General features: G+C 60.1%; 17 protein-coding genes. 14 read left to right on the top strand and 3 right to left on the bottom strand.

The window, feature by feature from the left end; all coding sequences use genetic code 11:
* Positions 1 to 8: 8 nt before the first annotated feature.
* From ACP7B3_RS07775 to ACP7B3_RS07725, 11 genes are all read left to right on the top strand, one after another.
* Positions 9 to 371 carry a DUF4398 domain-containing protein gene (locus ACP7B3_RS07775; RefSeq protein WP_242196081.1) on the top strand — a complete coding sequence of 121 codons (363 nt, stop codon included), beginning with the start codon at positions 9 to 11 and terminating at the stop codon, positions 369 to 371.
* Positions 368 to 1,183, top strand: a complete 816-nt coding sequence (locus tag ACP7B3_RS07770) for an OmpA family protein (protein ID WP_426178582.1) — start codon at positions 368 to 370, stop codon at positions 1,181 to 1,183. Before ACP7B3_RS07775 ends, ACP7B3_RS07770 begins: the two co-directional genes overlap by 4 nt.
* Positions 1,184 to 1,456: 273 nt before the next feature.
* A complete protein-coding gene (locus ACP7B3_RS07765) occupies positions 1,457 to 2,896 on the top strand; it encodes a PLP-dependent aminotransferase family protein (protein ID WP_106576193.1) in 1,440 nt (479 codons plus the stop codon).
* Positions 2,897 to 3,013: 117 nt separating this feature from the next.
* Complete coding sequence (locus ACP7B3_RS07760; RefSeq protein WP_426178581.1) at positions 3,014 to 3,508, top strand: translation initiation factor 2; 495 nt, start codon at positions 3,014 to 3,016, stop codon at positions 3,506 to 3,508.
* A gap of 160 nt (positions 3,509 to 3,668) precedes the next feature.
* Complete coding sequence (locus ACP7B3_RS07755) at positions 3,669 to 3,923, top strand: YkgJ family cysteine cluster protein (RefSeq protein WP_083357231.1); 255 nt, start codon at positions 3,669 to 3,671, stop codon at positions 3,921 to 3,923.
* 67 nt (positions 3,924 to 3,990) lie between these two features.
* The gene (locus ACP7B3_RS07750) at positions 3,991 to 4,596 is read left to right on the top strand and encodes an START domain-containing protein (RefSeq protein ID WP_064453725.1); all 606 of its coding nucleotides are present in this window, start codon (positions 3,991 to 3,993) and stop codon (positions 4,594 to 4,596) included.
* 103 nt (positions 4,597 to 4,699) lie between these two features.
* The gene (locus tag ACP7B3_RS07745) at positions 4,700 to 4,936 is read left to right on the top strand and encodes a hypothetical protein (RefSeq protein ID WP_106576196.1); all 237 of its coding nucleotides are present in this window, start codon (positions 4,700 to 4,702) and stop codon (positions 4,934 to 4,936) included.
* A gap of 213 nt (positions 4,937 to 5,149) precedes the next feature.
* Positions 5,150 to 5,491, top strand: coding sequence for a ribonuclease E inhibitor RraB (locus tag ACP7B3_RS07740; protein WP_003193463.1), 342 nt, complete (start codon positions 5,150 to 5,152; stop codon positions 5,489 to 5,491).
* 483 nt (positions 5,492 to 5,974) lie between these two features.
* Positions 5,975 to 7,384: a circularly permuted type 2 ATP-grasp protein gene (locus ACP7B3_RS07735; protein ID WP_145159230.1), complete on the top strand. Its 1,410-nt coding sequence runs from the start codon at positions 5,975 to 5,977 to the stop codon at positions 7,382 to 7,384.
* 4 nt (positions 7,385 to 7,388) lie between these two features.
* On the top strand, positions 7,389 to 8,339 hold the full coding sequence (locus tag ACP7B3_RS07730) for an alpha-E domain-containing protein (RefSeq protein ID WP_106576198.1): 951 nt from the start codon (positions 7,389 to 7,391) through the stop codon (positions 8,337 to 8,339).
* Complete coding sequence (locus ACP7B3_RS07725) at positions 8,336 to 9,139, top strand: transglutaminase family protein (protein ID WP_426178580.1); 804 nt, start codon at positions 8,336 to 8,338, stop codon at positions 9,137 to 9,139. Before ACP7B3_RS07730 ends, ACP7B3_RS07725 begins: the two co-directional genes overlap by 4 nt.
* 146 nt (positions 9,140 to 9,285) lie before the next feature.
* On the opposite strand, the gene ACP7B3_RS07720 is transcribed toward ACP7B3_RS07725, so the two are convergent.
* A complete protein-coding gene (locus ACP7B3_RS07720) occupies positions 9,286 to 10,092 on the bottom strand; it encodes a c-type cytochrome (RefSeq protein ID WP_426178649.1) in 807 nt (268 codons plus the stop codon).
* A gap of 647 nt (positions 10,093 to 10,739) precedes the next feature.
* On the opposite strand from ACP7B3_RS07720, the gene ACP7B3_RS07715 reads away from it, so the two are divergent.
* The 3 genes from ACP7B3_RS07715 (at position 10,740) to ACP7B3_RS07705 (ending at position 15,053) form a co-directional block, all read left to right on the top strand.
* Positions 10,740 to 11,945 (top strand): acetyl-CoA C-acetyltransferase, encoded by a 1,206-nt coding sequence (locus ACP7B3_RS07715; RefSeq protein WP_426178579.1) that lies wholly within the window; start codon positions 10,740 to 10,742, stop codon positions 11,943 to 11,945.
* A 16-nt stretch (positions 11,946 to 11,961) separates the two neighbouring features.
* Entirely contained in the window at positions 11,962 to 14,109 is a 2,148-nt protein-coding gene (locus tag ACP7B3_RS07710) for a 3-hydroxyacyl-CoA dehydrogenase NAD-binding domain-containing protein (protein ID WP_426178578.1), read from the top strand.
* A gap of 215 nt (positions 14,110 to 14,324) precedes the next feature.
* Complete coding sequence (locus tag ACP7B3_RS07705; RefSeq protein ID WP_426178577.1) at positions 14,325 to 15,053, top strand: amidotransferase; 729 nt, start codon at positions 14,325 to 14,327, stop codon at positions 15,051 to 15,053.
* A gap of 33 nt (positions 15,054 to 15,086) precedes the next feature.
* Here ACP7B3_RS07705 and ACP7B3_RS07700 read toward each other — a convergent pair whose 3' ends face one another.
* Both ACP7B3_RS07700 and ACP7B3_RS07695 read right to left on the bottom strand, forming a co-directional pair.
* Positions 15,087 to 16,058 carry a magnesium and cobalt transport protein CorA gene (locus ACP7B3_RS07700; protein WP_058420797.1) on the bottom strand — a complete coding sequence of 324 codons (972 nt, stop codon included), beginning with the start codon at positions 16,056 to 16,058 and terminating at the stop codon, positions 15,087 to 15,089.
* 135 nt (positions 16,059 to 16,193) lie between these two features.
* A complete protein-coding gene (locus ACP7B3_RS07695) occupies positions 16,194 to 16,934 on the bottom strand; it encodes a 1-acylglycerol-3-phosphate O-acyltransferase (protein WP_262208494.1) in 741 nt (246 codons plus the stop codon).
* Between the last annotated feature and the right edge of the window lie 62 nt (positions 16,935 to 16,996).

Below are 16,996 nucleotides of genomic sequence, written 5' to 3'. Positions count from 1 at the left end.
GATTTACAGTGACTATTCGACCTCTTTTCGCGGCCCTCGCCGTTGTCGCTTTGGCGGGATGTGCAGCCGATCCTGCGCCGAATGAGCAAATACGCCTCACCCAGCAAGCCCTGGAACAAGCCAGCGCCGTGGGGGCCAGCGTCGACGATTCGCCTGAGCTGAAACTGGCCGAAGACAAGTTCGCCAGGGCCAAGGCCGACATGGCCGATGAGTCCTACAAGCATGCGCGCATGCGGGCCGAACAGGCCGAGTTGGACGCGCGCCTTGCCGAAGCCAAGGTTCTGACCCAAAAGAGCCAAGAGCAACTGAGCGTGCTCAACACCCGCATCACCCGCCTGCGCAAGCAATTGCAGTTGGGAGAAGCCCAATGAGCCCGATGATCCGTGGGTTGAGCTGTGTCGTGCTGCTGGGCAGCGCCGCCCTGGGCGGTTGCGCCAGCCAACCGAACAGCGAGCAGGCCTTGCAACAGGCCGGCACTGATTTCCAGAAGGTCAAAGAGGACGCCAATGTGCTGCGCTTTGCACCCAAGGACGTCATTCGCGCCGGTGAATCCCTGGCGCGCGCCGATCGTTTGTCCAGCTACTGGGGCAGCGGTGCCGACGTGGTGCATTACGCTTACCTGAGCCAGCGGTACAGTGCGATCGCCCGCGAACACACCGAACAGGGCCTCAACGCCGAGCGCGGCACCAAGCTCGAGTTGGAACGCCAACGCCTGCAGCTGGCCCTGCGCGAAAACAAACTTGCCAGCGTGCAGCAACAGGGCAAGTGGCTTGAAGAGCAAATCGCCAGCCTGACCACCACCCAGACCGATCGCGGCCTGGTGATGACCCTCGGCGATGTGCTGTTCGACACCGGTGATGCGCAGCTGGAAAACTCGGCCAATCGGACGGTGCTGAAGATCGTGCAGTTCCTGCAACTGAACCCCAAGCGCGTGGTGCGCATCGAGGGTTACACCGACAACACCGGGGGCGAGCAGGAAAACCTGAAGCTGTCGCGCGACCGTGCGCAATCGGTGGCCGACGTGCTGATGGACCTGGGGATCGATGAAAAACGTATCCAGGTCGAAGGCTATGGCGACCAGTACCCGGTCGAAGCCAACGCCTCCGAGCGTGGCCGCGCGCAGAACCGTCGGGTGGAGATTGTGTTCTCCGATGAAAAGGGCCAGCTGGGCGCTGCGCGCTAACGCCCTGTGCGGTCCTCTGTGGGAGCTGGCTTGCCTGCGATGCGGGCACCTCGGTGGATCTGGCTAACCGAGGTGATGTCATCGCAGGCAAGCCAGCTCCCACCCCAAGCAAACCCGATCGCTGATCGGGTTTTTCATGTTCAACACCCGCACAGTTTTTTCTATCACTGCCGCCCGCGCTCGACTATTCTCGCAACTGTCCCCGTACACTTCTAAACTGTGCCGGTATGTTTCACACAAAAATAAAATACCCGTGAAATCGAGTGCTGCGTCATGACCAATCTGTTGCTCTACCAACGTATCGCCCAGCAACTGGCTGAGGACATCCGCCGTGGTGTCTATCAACCCGGTGAGCGTGTGCCCTCGGTGCGCAAAATGAGCTCCCAGCTCAACGTCAGCCACGCCACGGTGTTACAGGCCTATGCCAACCTGGAAGACCAGGGGCTGATCCGGGCGCGGCCGCAGTCGGGCTATTACGTGCACCAGACGCCTGCGTTGACGGCGCCCACGCCGGACATCGCGAGGGTCGAGCGCCCGGGGTTGGTCACCCGCAGCAGCATCATCCAGCAAGTCTTGGTCGAGTCGCGCCGCGAAGGTGTGTTCCCGTTGGGTGCCGCCGTGCCGAGTGTGGATTACCTGCCTGTGCGGGCGCTGCACCAGCAATTGGCCAAAGTCACCCGCTTCCAGAGCCCGCGCGCATTCAGTTACATGTTCAGCCCGGGCTTTGAGCCGTTGCGCCGCCAAGTGGCGATTCGCATGCGCGACGCCGGCGTAGTGGTGGACCCCTCCGAAGTGGTGATCACCCACGGTTGTGTCGATGCGTTGCAGATGTCGTTGCGCGTGCTGACCCGCCCGGGCGACCTGATCGCCGCCGAATCGCCCACCTATTACGGTTTGCTGCAATTGGCCGATCTGCTGGGCCTTAAAGTCATCGAGATCCCCAGCGACCCGTCCACCGGCATGAGCCTTGAGGCCTTGCAACTGGCGGCCAACCAATGGTCGATCAAGGCCCTGGTGCTGACCACGCGCCTGAGCAATCCCTTAGGCGCGACCATGCCTGAGGAACGCCAGAAACAGCTGCTGCGCCTGGCCTCGGATTTCGATATCCAGATCGTCGAGGACGATATCTACGGCGAACTGATGTTCGAACTGGGCCGCACCAAGGCGCTGAAAGCCTATGACCGCCTCGACCGGGTGATCTACTGCTCGAGCTTTTCCAAGACCTTGTCTCCCGGCGTGCGCATCGGCTGGATGATTGCCGGCAAATACCAGCAGGAAATCCAGCGGCTGCAGATGTTCAGCACCCACTCGGCCTGCAGCGTGACCCAGATGGGCGTTGCGGCCTACCTGGAAAACGGCGGTTATGACCGCCACCTGCGTTATATCCGCCAGGAGTACCGCAAGAACCTCAGCGCTTTTCAGCTGGCGGTGCAGCAGTATTTCCCGGAAGGCACTCAGATGACGCGTCCCAACGGCGGCTTTATCTTGTGGGTCAGTTTGCCGGGGCGGGTCAATACCCAGGAACTGCACGTGCGCGCACTGCAGCAGGGCATCAGCATTGCGCCGGGGGTGATTTTCAGTAATACGGAACAGTTCAACCACTGTATTCGCCTCAACTGCGGCACGCCGTGGAACCGCGAGGCAGAGCGGGCGCTGATGACCTTGGGGATGCTCGCCAGCCAGCTGTGCCAGGAAACTGCAGCCGGGCTTTGAGGCCGGTGGCTGAGGCGTGTAATGGGGACAGTACCGATAGCTGGCTAATCACCAGACTTGTCATGCCGCGCACAACAAGCGAGCATATGGCCCTCTGCCGTTAATGCTGTTGGCGATATGACATCTATTTTTCGCGCTGCTGTAGTGGTTGGCCTGTTAAGCCTGTGTAACGTCGGCACCGTGCTGGCGGCAACGCCTGTGGTGTCTGAAAGCAAGCCCGCCGCCAGTACCGAGCAGGCCACCCCCGCGAAAAAACCGGCGCCCGCCAAAAAGGCTCCGGCGGCCAAGAAGAAAGCCGCCACGGTGAAAAAGCGCGCCCCCGTCGCGAGCAAATCCAAGTCAGCCCATGAAGTGGCGCAGACCAAACTGCCACCGGCACAGTTGGACCTGACATTGCCTACGGAGATGGTCAGGCACTTGCAGCCCATTGGCACCATGCCCAAGCCCAAGAGCGTGCCCTTGCTGCCGCCGATGTTTGGCGAGAAACCTTCCGACAACAGCGCGTTCCAGATCAACGGCCGCTTGCTCAGCAACGAGATGAAGCTGCAGTTGCGTAACGATGAACGCCGCGATATCGAAGGCGCGGCGCTGGATTTCGAGTTCAAGCAATAAATTTCGCGCAAAGGTGACGCCGCTCATCGACCATCTGTCGCAGACTGGCCAGTCACTTTTGTTTTGTGCGAAAAACCCCTGTTAGACCATTTTAAAACGGCTGTTTAAGGGCGTACTCTAGCCCGGCCATCCACATTGAGTCGTCGAGGACCTGTTGGTCATGAAATGCCGTGAAGGCTGTGGCGCATGCTGCATTGCCCCCTCTATCAGTTCGCCATTGCCGGGAATGCCGCACGGCAAACCCGCGGGCGAACGCTGCCTGCACCTGTCGGTCGAACAGCTATGCCTGCTGTTTGGCCAACCGGAACGCCCAGCGGTGTGCAGTGATTTCAAGGCAGATCTGGATGTCTGTGGCAACGACCAGGCCGATGCGATCCGGTTGATCGGCTGGTGGGAGCAGATGACGGCGGCTTGATGGGCTTTACTATCGGAATTTACTTTCAGAACTTACTTTCAGAACTTCGACAATAAGGAATACAACAATGGGTTCGCTGAAACGAATGGCTGTGTTGTGCGGTTTTACGGTGTTGTTTGCTGCCACTGCGCAGGCTGAGGATTGGCAGGTCGCCAAGGACGAAGACGGTATCAAGGTGTCCCTGAGCGAAATTGCCGGCTCCAAATACAAGGCCTACCGCGGTGTGGCGCTGATCAAGGCGCCTGTCGCCAAGATCCAGGCCCTGCAGGAAGACGTGGCCGGTGCCTGCTCCTGGATCCACGAATGCAAATCGCAAAAACTGCTCAAGACCGAAGGCGACAAGAGCTGGACCTACACCCAGTTCAAGGCACCGTTCCCGGTGACCGACCGCGATTCGATCCTCGAAATCACCACTTCCAAGGCTGCCGACGGCACCGTGACCCGCAAATTGCTGGAAGTGCCGACCTATCAGCCAGAAGTGAAAGGTTACGTGCGCGTTGCCCAGGTAGACGGCTACTGGAAGCTGGTACCCAAAGGCGACAACCAGACCGAAGTGACCTACCAGGTGCACACCGAGCCAGGCGGCAGCGTGCCATCGTGGCTGGCCAACAAGTTCGTGGTGGACGCGCCGTTCAACACCTTGAAAGCCTTGAAAGAACACGCTGAAAAATAAGTGTCATTAATCAGGTGCCTCCTGACTTGAGTGGAACGTTTGCCGAGCCCTCAAGGTCCAGATAGTTGTAAGCCCACACATGGGTTTTATCGAGGAGGCACCGATGCAAAAGTGGCAGATTACCTTCGTTGATGATCACGGCGTTCAGTCCGTCGAGCAGTTCAGCTGCGACCAGAAGCCCAGCCTCGAAGATGCGGCACACATGATTCGTAACAAGCTGGTGCCAGTGGCCGCCGAACTTGACCTGAATGACTTGGAAGGGCGCAAACCCGAGCCTACGGTCAAGATTCTTAAAGATCAGAACAGCATTCAAATCCTCGACATTTCGCCCGCCGCCTGAACATTGCCTGTATGCCCTTCAAGCACCTCTGGTGGAGGTGATAGCTTCGCGCTACTCTGCAACCGAGATCAGCGAATGAATCGCTAAGGTCTGGTCTTGTCAGCTACATGCTTGTTTTCCCGCGGTGTCGTTAATGCCGTAGCACCCGCGCCAGCAGGGCGCGGTCTTCGGGAAGCACGGAAAGTCTATCCATCAGTTTGAGGAGGACGTTTCATGAGCACAGCCTATCAAGAAGACATCAGCACCAACGTACTGCGCCGCATGAAAGAAGGCGGTTTCGACTTCTCACGTTTTCACCCCATTGAGTTCTACGCCATTTTCCCGGATGAGGAACGGGCGCGCAGGGCTGCGGGTCGATTTCGTGGGGAATCCCTGAATGCCCAGGTCAGCGCGCGCGATGATGGCGCCTGGTACCTGGAACTGAGCAAAATCATGTTCGCAACCTACGACGGCATAGGAGACTTCGAGCAAGACTTTGAAGCGGTGGTCGAGCCTTTGGGCGGGATCATCGAGGGATGGGGCGTCAAGCAGGAGGTGCGTGGGTTACCCATGTAGCGGCATTTGATGAGCAACACAGCGTATCGGCTGACCTTTGGGTCGGCCGATTTTGTTTGTGCACTCCCCACAACTGCATCCTTAACATCGCCACCCACTACGAGCCCGGCCTGCCGCCGATAGCGTCTTTAAAGTTGCGATCGCCGGCAAAACGGGCTCTTGGCTTTCTACGGCGCAAAAAAAACCACCCAAAGAGGGTGGCTTAAAGGGAAGAGCGGTTCGCTGACATCTCAGGAAACGTCCTGGTCAGCCGATGTGGGGATTATCCGCAAGCGCGGCCGGGCAGTGAAATCAACTCTGACTATGCTGTTGATAGTCAAAGCCCGCATTGCGATGAAGCGTGGTACAGGACAGCAGGCGTTCTGCGCACCAGGACGGTGCGCGCAAAACCTGAAGGTTATTTAAATCACTGATTTTTAAGTGTTTATGCCGCTGGCACGGGCCTTGCGACGGTTCTCGCGCCCGGGGGACAAGGAGTACGGCATGATCCGCACTTATTACGATGAAATGTACGACGGGGCAGGGCAGGTCCGCCCCCATTACCGCGAGTTCGCCCGCTGGTTAGCTGAAACTCCCGCCGAACTGCTGGCCCAGCGCCGGCGTGAAGCCGATTTGCTGTTCCACCGAGCCGGGATCACCTTCACCCTTTACGGGGACGAGCAGGGTACCGAGCGCCTGATTCCTTTCGACACCATCCCGCGCAGCATTCCGGCGAGTGAGTGGCAAATTGTCGAGCGCGGCTGCATTCAACGGGTCAAAGCGCTGAACCTGTTTCTCGCCGACCTCTATCACGAGCAACGCATCATCAAGGCCGGGATCATCCCCGCCGAACAGGTGTTGGCCAACGAGCAATACCAGTTGGCCATGCAGGGCTTGGACCTGCACCGCGATCTGTATTCCCACATCTCCGGTGTCGATCTCGTACGCGATGGCGACGGCACCTACTACGTGTTGGAAGACAACCTGCGCACACCGAGCGGCGTGAGTTACATGCTCGAAGACCGCAAGATGATGATGCGCCTGTTCCCCGAGTTGTTCGCCGCCCAGCGCATCGCGCCCATCGACCATTACCCCAACCTGTTGCTCGACACCCTGAAAAGCTCGAGCCCTCTGGATAACCCCAGCGTGGTGGTGCTGACCCCGGGGCGCTTTAACAGCGCGTTTTTCGAGCACGCCTTCCTGGCGCGGGAAATGGGCGTGGAACTGGTGGAAGGCGCCGACTTGTTCGTGCGCGATGACCGCGTATTCATGCGCACCACTGACGGCCCCAAGGCCGTGGATGTGATCTACCGTCGCCTCGATGACGCATTTCTCGACCCACTGGCCTTCAACCCCGACTCCATGCTCGGCGTGCCCGGCCTGCTCGCGGCCTATCGCTCGGGCAATGTGGTGTTGGCCAACGCGATTGGCACCGGGGTGGCCGATGACAAGTCGGTGTATCCCTTCGTCACCGAGATGATCCGTTTTTACCTGGATGAAGAGCCGATTCTGAAGAACGTGCCTACGTTTCAATGCCGTAAGCCCGACGAATTGTCCCACGTGCTGGCCAACCTTCCGGACTTGGTCGTCAAGGAAACCCAAGGTTCCGGCGGCTACGGCATGCTGGTGGGCCCGGCGTCGACAAAAGCGGAAATCGAAGCCTTCCGCGCGCGCATCAAGGCCAAGCCCCACGCCTATATCGCGCAGCCGACGCTGTGTTTATCCACGTGTCCGACCTTCGTCGAAAACGGCATTGCGCCGCGCCATATCGACCTGCGGCCGTTCGTGTTGTCCGGCAAGGAAACCCGCGTGGTGCCCGGCGGTTTGACCCGCGTGGCCCTGCGCGAGGGCTCGCTGGTGGTCAACTCGTCCCAGGGCGGCGGCACCAAAGACACCTGGGTGGTCGAGGACTGATGCCATGTTGAGTAGAACTGCCTCGGATTTGTACTGGATGTCGCGCTACCTGGAACGCGCGGAAAACCTCGCCCGTATGCTTGATGTCAGTTATTCGCTGTCGCTGATGCCCCAGGATGGGCGCGGTGATGGCCTGCACGAATTGGCCATGCCGCTGCTGATCACCGGCACTCTGGAGGATTACCACGAGCGCCACGGCGAACTGCATGCCGAGCGCCTGCTGCACTTCTTTGCGTTGGACGCGGCTAACCCGGCGAGCATCTACAGTTGCCTCGGCGCCGCGCGCGCCAGCGCCCATGCAGTGCGTGGGCGAATCACCGCCGACATGTGGGAAAACATCAACGCCACCTGGCTGGATATCCGGGATATCGCCCAGCAAGGGCTGAGCCGCTACGGCATGAGCCGGTTCTGTGAGTGGGTCAAGGAGCGGTCGCACCTGTTCCGTGGCGCCACCTACGGCACCATCATGCGTAACGACGCGTTTCGTTTTATTCGCCTGGGCACCTTCATCGAGCGTGCCGACAACACCCTGCGGCTGCTGGATGCGCGCTACGAAATGGCCGGCGACCAAGCGGCAGCCGTCAGCGACGGCACGGCCCACGCCTATTATCAGTGGAGTGCCTTGCTGCGCGCGTTGTCGTCGTTTGAGGCCTACACCGAGATCTACCGTGACGCACCCGGCGCCCGGCAAGTGGCCGAACTGCTGTTGTTGCGCGCTGATGTCCCACGCTCGCTGCGTGCCTGCAGCGAAGAGATCGACCAGATCCTTGCCAGCCTGCCGGGCCTCAACGGGCGCCCGGCCCAGCGCCTGGCCGCCGAGATGGACGCGCGCCTGCGCTTTACTGCCATCGACGAAATTCTCGAGGAAGGCCTGCATGCCTGGCTGACCGACTTTATCCCCTTGGTCCGCCAGTTGGGCGACGCCATCTACAGTTCCTACCTGGAGGCGGCATGAGACTTTCCATCAGCCACGAAACCACCTATCACTACGAAGACCAGGTGCGCGCCAGCATCCAGTACCTGCGCCTCACGCCCCACGACAGCGAACGCCAGCACGTGCTCAGTTGGCAGCTCGATCTGCCGCGCCCGGTGCGCGCGCAGGTCGACCCGTTTGGCAACATCCTGCATGTGCTGACCCTTGATGAGTCCCACGACGCCATCATCATCGGCGCCCGTGGCCAAGTGGATATCGATGAATTGCGCGAGGCTGAGCACGAAAGCCAGTCGGCGTTTCCGTTCCTGCGCAGCACGCGACTGACCGAGCCGGACGACGCGTTGCGCGGCTTTGCCGACCAGCATTGCCGTCAACGCCGCGACCGCTCTGCGTTGATCGACCTGATGCATGCGCTCAACCAGTCGATGGTCTACACGCCCGGCGCCACTGAAGTCGACACCTGCGCCGCCACGGCATTCGCGGGGCGCGCAGGCGTGTGCCAGGACCACACCCATGCATTCCTGGCCTGCGCGCGCAGCCTGGGCATTCCAGCGCGATATGTGTCGGGGTATTTGTACACCGAAGACAGCACGCACCTGGCCAGCCACGCCTGGGCCGAAGCCTGGCTGGATGACGCGTGGTACAGCTTTGATGTGACCAACCAATTGGCGCGTCCCGAGCGGCATTTAAAGTTGGCGGTAGGCCTGGATTACCTGGATGCCTGCCCGGTACGCGGCATGCGCCGAGGCGGCGGGCATGAGCAAATGCACGCCAAAGTGTTCGTGGCGCCGACGCCGGTGATTTCGGTGCAGCAGCAATAATCTTAAGAACGAAGCAGATTAAATGTGGGAGCTGGCTTGCCTGCGAAAGCGGCGGGTCAGCTGTAAATGGGTTAACTGACCGACCGCCATCGCAGGCAAGCCAGCTCCCACAGTGAACGGTGGTGTTTTCAGAGTCTTTGCCAGGCTCACGGCTGCTGCTTACGCCCCGCCATATGTTTTAAATACCCCACCAGCAAATCCAGCTCGCCGTCCGGTAACACACTGGCTGCGAACGCTGGCATCTTCGCCTGAGGCCAATGCCGCAGGCTCTGCGGGTCGCGGATATAACGCTTGAGGAAATCCCCGCTGAAATATTCCGTAGGGTTGTAGGGAATATTCAGGTCCGGCCCCACCTGCGCATCGCCGGCGCCGTTGAGGCGGTGACAGGCCAGGCAGTTTTTCTGGAACAGCGCAAAGCCCTGGTTGATCGGGTCATTCGCGGCGAGTTTCGGGTCAGGCAACAGGGCTGGAAAGCGCTCGGCCACTGTCTTCAATTGCTTGATCCCGGACATCTGGAAGGGCCACTGCTCAGGGCTGATGTTCCCGGCTTGCGGGTCGGTCCACACCAGATAGAACGGCCCGGCACTTGGCTTGCCTTCGGCCAGCGCGGGCCACGGATGAGCCGGGTCTTCCACCGCCAGCCAGGCACGGGCACCGTGTTTTTGCAGCAAAGGCGCCGCCGTCAGCTCGGCGGCGAAGCCATCGAGGGCGACGGCTTGCAGATGATTTTCCGGCGAGAGGCCCGGCAACAGAGCCGCCATCGGCACCGCGCGATAAGTCATGTCGCGCTTGTAGGAAACGTCATCGACGATATGCACCGTCTGCGCCTGCGGGTGCTTGAGCAGGTCTTCGGTCTGCCAGGTTTTGCTGGCGTGGTCCAAGTCGATGGTCAACTGGGCGGCCGCGACAGGAAGGGCCAACAGCGCGGCGAGAAAGGCGAGGATCAGTTTCAAGAGTGAGCCCGGTTTGAAGTGGCGATGGCGCCCACGATACCGGAAATTGGCACGCAAAAAGACAGCCCCTGCAACAGGACCGCTATACGCAATGTCCCGGCAGGTGCTGCCAAAAGCTGCAGTCCTGATGCAATGTGTGCACGGAATGTGAGGATCGAGTCGTCACCCAATAACCTTGGTTAAATTGGGCAAGATCAGAATCAGTGTGGTGGCGAACAGAATAAGTCCCGCCTGACGTACTTTCGAATGTTTGAACATGGCTGACTGCCTTTTGTTGTTATTCCTGAGCGTCAAATGCGTGCCGGTCAATTTCAGTATCGCAACGTGACGTGTCGCTTTTCTTACAGCTGCTCCAGCAAAACCCGGCAGCAACTTCTTACTGATTGAACCTTAGAGCCCTCGTTCTGCGTCGCTTAGATCCATTTAATATCAGCTAATCAGCATTTCTACTTAAAAAGGCATGAGGCATATCGCCATCTTGGCGCCAATGCCTTGGCTAGACCGCTAAAACGATTAACCCGCGCTTTCCCATAGCACCCTACCGTTCGTCCGAGCGTGAGGGTCAAAAGCAATGAGCGCATCCGTCATTGAAACCGTGTCAATCGGGCCTAAGGTAGGGGCACACACGCACTGCGTTCGAGGATGTCATGACCCAAGCTTTGATCTTTGATGCGATACGCACGCCCCGGGGCAAAGGCAAGGCCGACGGCGCCCTGCACAGCGTCAAACCGGTAAACCTAGTGGCCGGTCTGCTCACCGCGCTGGCGCAGCGCAGCGACCTCGACACACGCCAGGTGGATGACATCGCGCTCGGTTGCGTCACCCCGGTGGGCGACCAGGGCGCCGACATCGCCAAGACCGCCGCACTGGTGGCGGACTGGGACATCAGTGTCGCCGGCGTACAAATCAACCGTTTCTGTGCCTCGGGCCTCGAAGCGGTGAACCTGGGCGCGATGAAAGTGCGTTCCGGCTTTGAGGACCTGGTGGTGGTCGGCGGCGTCGAATCCATGTCGCGCGTGACCATGGGCAGTGATGGCGGCGCCTGGGTGCTCGACCCGCAGACCAACATGCACAGTCACTTCACGCCCCAAGGCATCGGCGCGGACTTGATCGCGACCCTGGAAGGCTTCACCCGCCATGACGTCGACGCCTTCGCCCTACATTCCCAGCAGAAAGCGGCCAGGGCGCGTGCGGACGGTTCTTTCAACAAGTCGCTGATCGCGGTGCAGGACCAAAACGGCATCGTGCTGCTGGACCACGACGAGTTCATTCGTGGCGACTCCAGCCTTGAAGGCCTCGGCAAGCTCAAGCCAAGCTTCGAGATGATGGGCCAGATGGGCTTCGATGCCACCGCCTTGCGCGTCTACAGCCATGTGGAACGCATCCATCACGTGCACACGCCAGGCAACAGTTCCGGCATCGTCGACGGCGCCGCGCTGATGTTGATCGGCTCCGAGGCCAAAGGCCGCGAACTGGGCTTGCGACCGCGGGCGCGCATCGTCGCCACGGCGGTCACCAGCACCGACCCGACCATCATGCTCACCAGCCCGGCACCGGCCACGCGCAAAGCCCTGGCCAAGGCCGGTTTGCGCGTGGAAGACATCGACCTGTTTGAAGTCAACGAGGCGTTTGCGTCTGTCGTCCTCAAGTTCATCAAGGACATGGGCATCGACGCTGCGCGGGTCAACGTCAACGGCGGCTCCATTGCCATGGGTCACCCGCTCGGCGCCACGGGCTGCGCGATCCTCGGCACCCTGCTCGACGAACTGGAAGCGCGCCAGCAGCGCTACGGCCTGGCCACCCTGTGTGTCGGCGGTGGCATGGGCATCGCCACCATCATCGAACGCCTCTGAGTCCAAGGAACCTGTCATGACCGACGCCATTCGTTACGAAAAAGGCCAGGACCAGATCGTGGTGCTGACCCTCGATATGCCCGGCCAGAGCGCCAACACCATGAACGGCGTGTACCGCGAGGCCATGGCGGCCGCAGTCGCGCGCCTGGAGGCAGAAAAGGACGGCATCGCCGGTGTGGTGATCACCTCGGCGAAGAAAACCTTTTTTGCCGGCGGTGACCTCAATGAATTGATCAAAGTCGATAAGGCTCACGCCAAGGAATTTTACGACGGCGTGTTGGTGTTGAAGGCCCAACTGCGCCGTCTGGAAACCCTTGGCAGGCCAGTGGTGGCCGCTATCAACGGTGCGGCGTTGGGCGGCGGTTGGGAGATTTGCCTGGCGTGCCATTACCGCGTCGCGCTGGATGACAACTCGACACAGCTCGGCTTGCCTGAAGTCACCTTGGGCTTGTTGCCGGGCGGCGGCGGGGTAGTGCGCATGGTGCGCATGCTCGGGTTGGAAAAGGCCCTGCCGTATTTGCTGGAAGGCAAGAAGGTGCGGCCGCAGCAGGCGCTGCAAGCCGGGTTGATCAATGCGCTGGCGATGGATCGCGATGAGCTGCTGGCCAAATCCCGCGCCTGGATTCTGGCCAATCCCGAGGCCAGACAACCGTGGGACAACAAGGCTTATCAGATCCCTGGCGGCACGCCGTCGAACCCGAAGGTGGCGCAAATGCTGGCGATTGCGCCGTCGATTTTGCGCAGCAAAACCCATGGCTGCTTCCCGGCCCCGGAGAAAATCCTCTGCGCCGCCGTGGAGGGCGCCCAAGTCGATTTCGACACTGCGCACCTGATCGAAACGCGCTACTTCACCGAACTCGTCACCGGCCAAGTGGCGAAAAACATGATCGGCACCTTTTGGTTCCAGCTCAATGACATCAACGCCGGCAGCTCACGGCCACAAGGTTTTGCGCCGTACGTCACGCGCAAAGTCGGCGTACTGGGCGCGGGGATGATGGGGGCGGGCATCGCCTATGTCAGCGCCAGTGCGGGCATCGACGTGGTGCTCAAGGACGTCAGCCTGGCCGCGGCTGAAAAGGGCAAGGCGCATTCGGCTGCGCTGCTGGACAAGAAGATCAGCCGTGGGCAACTGACGGCCGAACAGCGCGACACCATTCTGGCGCGGATTCATCCTACGCAGGACGACGCCGACCTGGCCGGCTGCGACCTGATCATCGAAGCCGTGTTCGAAGACCGTGAGCTCAAGGCCAGGGTCTCGGCCGCCGCGCAACGTGTGGTCGGCAGCGACGCCGTCATCGCCTCCAACACCTCGACCTTGCCCATCAGCGGCCTGGCTAACGCCGTGCCCGATCAAGGCAAGTTCATTGGTCTGCATTTCTTCAGTCCGGTCGACAAGATGCCGCTGGTGGAAATCATCAAGGGCGCCCATACCCGCGACGAAACCCTGGCCCGAGGTTTTGATTTCGTCCTGCAAATCAAGAAAACTCCGATCGTGGTCAACGACAGTCGTGGTTTTTTCACCTCGCGGGTGTTCGGCACCTTCACCAACGAAGGCATTGCCATGCTCGGTGAAGGCGTGGCCGCGCCGATGATCGAAACCGAAGCGCGCAAGGCCGGCATGCCGGTGGGGCCGTTGGCGGTGTCGGATGAGGTGTCGCTGAGCTTGATGAGCCACATCCGGCAGCAAACCGCGAAAGATCTACAGGCTGAAGGCAAGGCGCCGCCGACGCATCCCGCGACCCAGGTGATCGACCTGTTGGTGAATGAGTACAAACGCACGGGCAAGGCGGCGGGCGGTGGTTTTTACGACTATCCCCAAGGGGCGCAGAAACACCTGTGGCCGCAGCTGAAAGCGCGCTTTGAACAGCCCGATAACCAAATTTCGCCACAGGATGTGCGCGACCGTTTGCTGTTCATCCAGGCCATCGAAACCGTGCGTTGTGTGGAGGAGGGCGTGTTGAGGTCGACGGCTGACGCCAACGTCGGCTCAATCTTCGGCATAGGCTTTGCCGCGTGGAGCGGCGGTGCGCTGCAGTTTATCAACCAGTACGGCCTGAACGACTTTATCGCCCGGGCGCGCTACCTGGCCGAGCAGTACGGGGAGCGCTTCTCGCCCCCGGCTCTGCTGCTGGAAAAAGCGGCACAGGGAGACATATTCGCCTGACCGAAACACCTTAGTCTGAGCGATATAAAACCCATGTGGGAGCGGGCTTGCCCGCGATAGCGGTGTGTCAGCCAATGCATATGTCGGCTGATATGAGGCCATCGCACGCAAGCGCGCCCCCACACTGAGGCACTTGGCGAGACTTGCTTTGCAGGGGTGTTTCAAGGCAGGCTCTGGGGTGTGCATTATTCCCACCACCGTGTCAGGTATTTTTTATGTCGCTACGCGTCTGTATCCTGGAAACCGATATCCTGCGTCCAGGCTTGATCGATCAATACCAAGGGTACGGGCAGATGTTCAAGCGCCTGTTCTCCAAGCAGCCGATTGCTGCCGAGTTTGTTGTGTACAACGTGGTTCAGGGCGAATACCCGCCGGATGACGAGGCGTTTGACGCCTACTTGATCACTGGCAGCAAGGCCGATTCCTTTGGCACCGACCCGTGGATCCAGACCCTCAAAACCTACCTTCTTGAACGCTATGAACGCGGCGACAAGTTGCTGGGCGTGTGCTTCGGCCACCAGTTGCTCGCGCTGCTGTTGGGCGGCAAGACCGAGCGGGCCAGCAAGGGCTGGGGCATGGGCATCCACGACTACAAGCTCAACGCCAAGGCGCCGTGGATGAGCCCGGTGGTGGAAGAGCTGACCTTGTTGATCAGCCATCAGGACCAGGTCACCCGCCTGCCGGAAAACGCTACCGTGATTGCCTCCAGCGATTTCTGCCCGTACGCCGCTTACCACATTGAAGACCAGGTGTTGTGCTTCCAGGGCCACCCGGAATTCATCCACGACTATTCCCGCGAGCTGCTGGAAATTCTTCAGACAACGTTGGGCGAAAAGATCTACACCAACGGCGTGGCCAGTCTGGCGCGTGACCACCACGGCGCCACCGTGGCGGAATGGATGATGCGTTTTGTGGCGCACAAGCCCCAAGCCGACGTGGCTTGAATCACGCCGAGGCGGGGGCCGGCCGGCGTTGATTTACAACCAGCCCGACCGCTTGAAGCTGGCCCACAAACTCGTGCAGCCCACCGCAATAAACCCGAGCACCGCAAAGTAGCCGTAATGCCATTGCAGCTCGGGCATGTTCTGGAAGTTCATCCCATAAATCCCCGCCACTGCGGTGGGGAACGCCAGGATCGCCGCCCACGCGGCGAACTTGCGCTGCACCACGCTCTGACGCGAGGCTTCGAGCAACACACCAATCTCAATCGTCTGGCTGGCGATATCGCGCAAGGTGGTGAGGTCTTCCATCTGCCGCGTCACGTGGATCTGCACGTCACGAAAATACGGGCGCATGTTCTTGTCGATAAACGGGAAGCTCAGTTTTTGCAGTTCCTGACTGATCTCTACCATCGGCGCCACATAGCGTTTAAGCCGCAGCACGTCGCGGCGCAGGCCGTGGAGGTTCTGGATATCACGCTCGCTCAGCGAGCTGCACAGCACATTGCGCTCCAGCTCATCAATTTCGGCGTGGATCGCTTCGCTCACCGGCTGGTAATTCTCGGTGACGAAATCCAGCAGCGCATAGAGTACGAAATCTTCCCCGTGCTCCAGCAACAACGGCCGCGCCTCACAGCGCTGGCGCACAAAGCCGTAGGACGCGGAATGGCCGTTGCGGGCGGTGATGATGTAGCCGTTGCCGGCAAAAATATGGGTTTCGATAAACTCCAGCTTGCCGTTCTCGCGCACCGGTGAGTAGGTGACGATAAACAGCGCATCACCGAAGGTTTCAAGCTTGGGGCGGCTGTGTTTTTCGAGGGCGTCTTCGATGGCCAGTTCGTGCAGATTGAACTGGCGTTGCAGGTTGGCCAGCTCTTGGGCGCTGGGCTCTTCCAGGCCGATCCACACAAAGTGATCGGGCTTGGCGGCCCAGGCTGCGCCTTCATCGAGGGTGATATCAGTGACTTTCTTTCCGGCGCTGTAGACGGCCGCCGCAACAACTCTACCCATGGTGCTGATCGCTTCTTATTGGGAGGACAGGTGTTGGGCAGCTTAGCGTGAATGGCGTTCCCTTGTTGCTCATGCAGGCACGCTTTTTGTGGCGAGCACGCTCGTTTGTACGGGGGGCAAAGCGCCCGCAAAAAATCACAAAGGCGCAGGTGCCCAAGCGGCCTGCAGTTCACGGTCCATCTGTGCAATACACTCATCCATCTGCTTCTGACACGCCTGCATCAACGCCGGGATGTCATCCGAAGTCAGTCCTACGGTAGGAATCGGCGGCAGCGAGCGTATGAGCACATCACCGCTGTCCCAGCGATTAAGCTGCATGTGCGTGACATAATTGCTGACACACACCTGCACGATGGGCACACCCGCCGCAATCGCCATATGAAACGCGCCTTTCTTGAACGGCAGCAGCCCCTTGCCCAAGTTGCGTGTGCCTTCCGGGAACACCCAGATCGATGTGTCTTCATGCTGCAAAGTGCGCGTCGTGGTGAGCATCGCGCGCCGCGCCTTGTGCGCGTTGCCCCGGTCGATTAGCACATTGCCAGCCAACCAGAACAACTGGCCGAACAGCGGCACCCATTTCAGGCTTTTTTTGGCAATGCACACCGTGCGATGCGGCACCACAGTGCCCAGCACAAACAGGTCGTAGTTGGACTGGTGGTTGGCGATGATCACGCACGTGCCGGGCTTATTACGCAGCGAGTCGACGTCCGCCCTCACGTTCAGTCGCAACATCCACATCGCAGGCAACCCATACAGGCGAGCGCACAAGCGGCTGTTATCCGGGTTGAACGGCCGACAGATGCCCAGCAGCACGCCCAGCACTCCGGCGACCATAAAGTGCAGGCCCATCAACAACATACGTAACAGAAAAAGCATCGACACAGCCCATCGGGACAAAAGGTGGCGCAGTGTACGGATGTGCACTGTATTCGGCAATT

Source organism: Pseudomonas sp. TWRC1-2 (genome assembly GCF_049896685.1).
GTDB lineage: Bacteria > Pseudomonadota > Gammaproteobacteria > Pseudomonadales > Pseudomonadaceae > Aquipseudomonas.
This window is presented reverse-complemented; position numbering and strand designations above follow the sequence as displayed.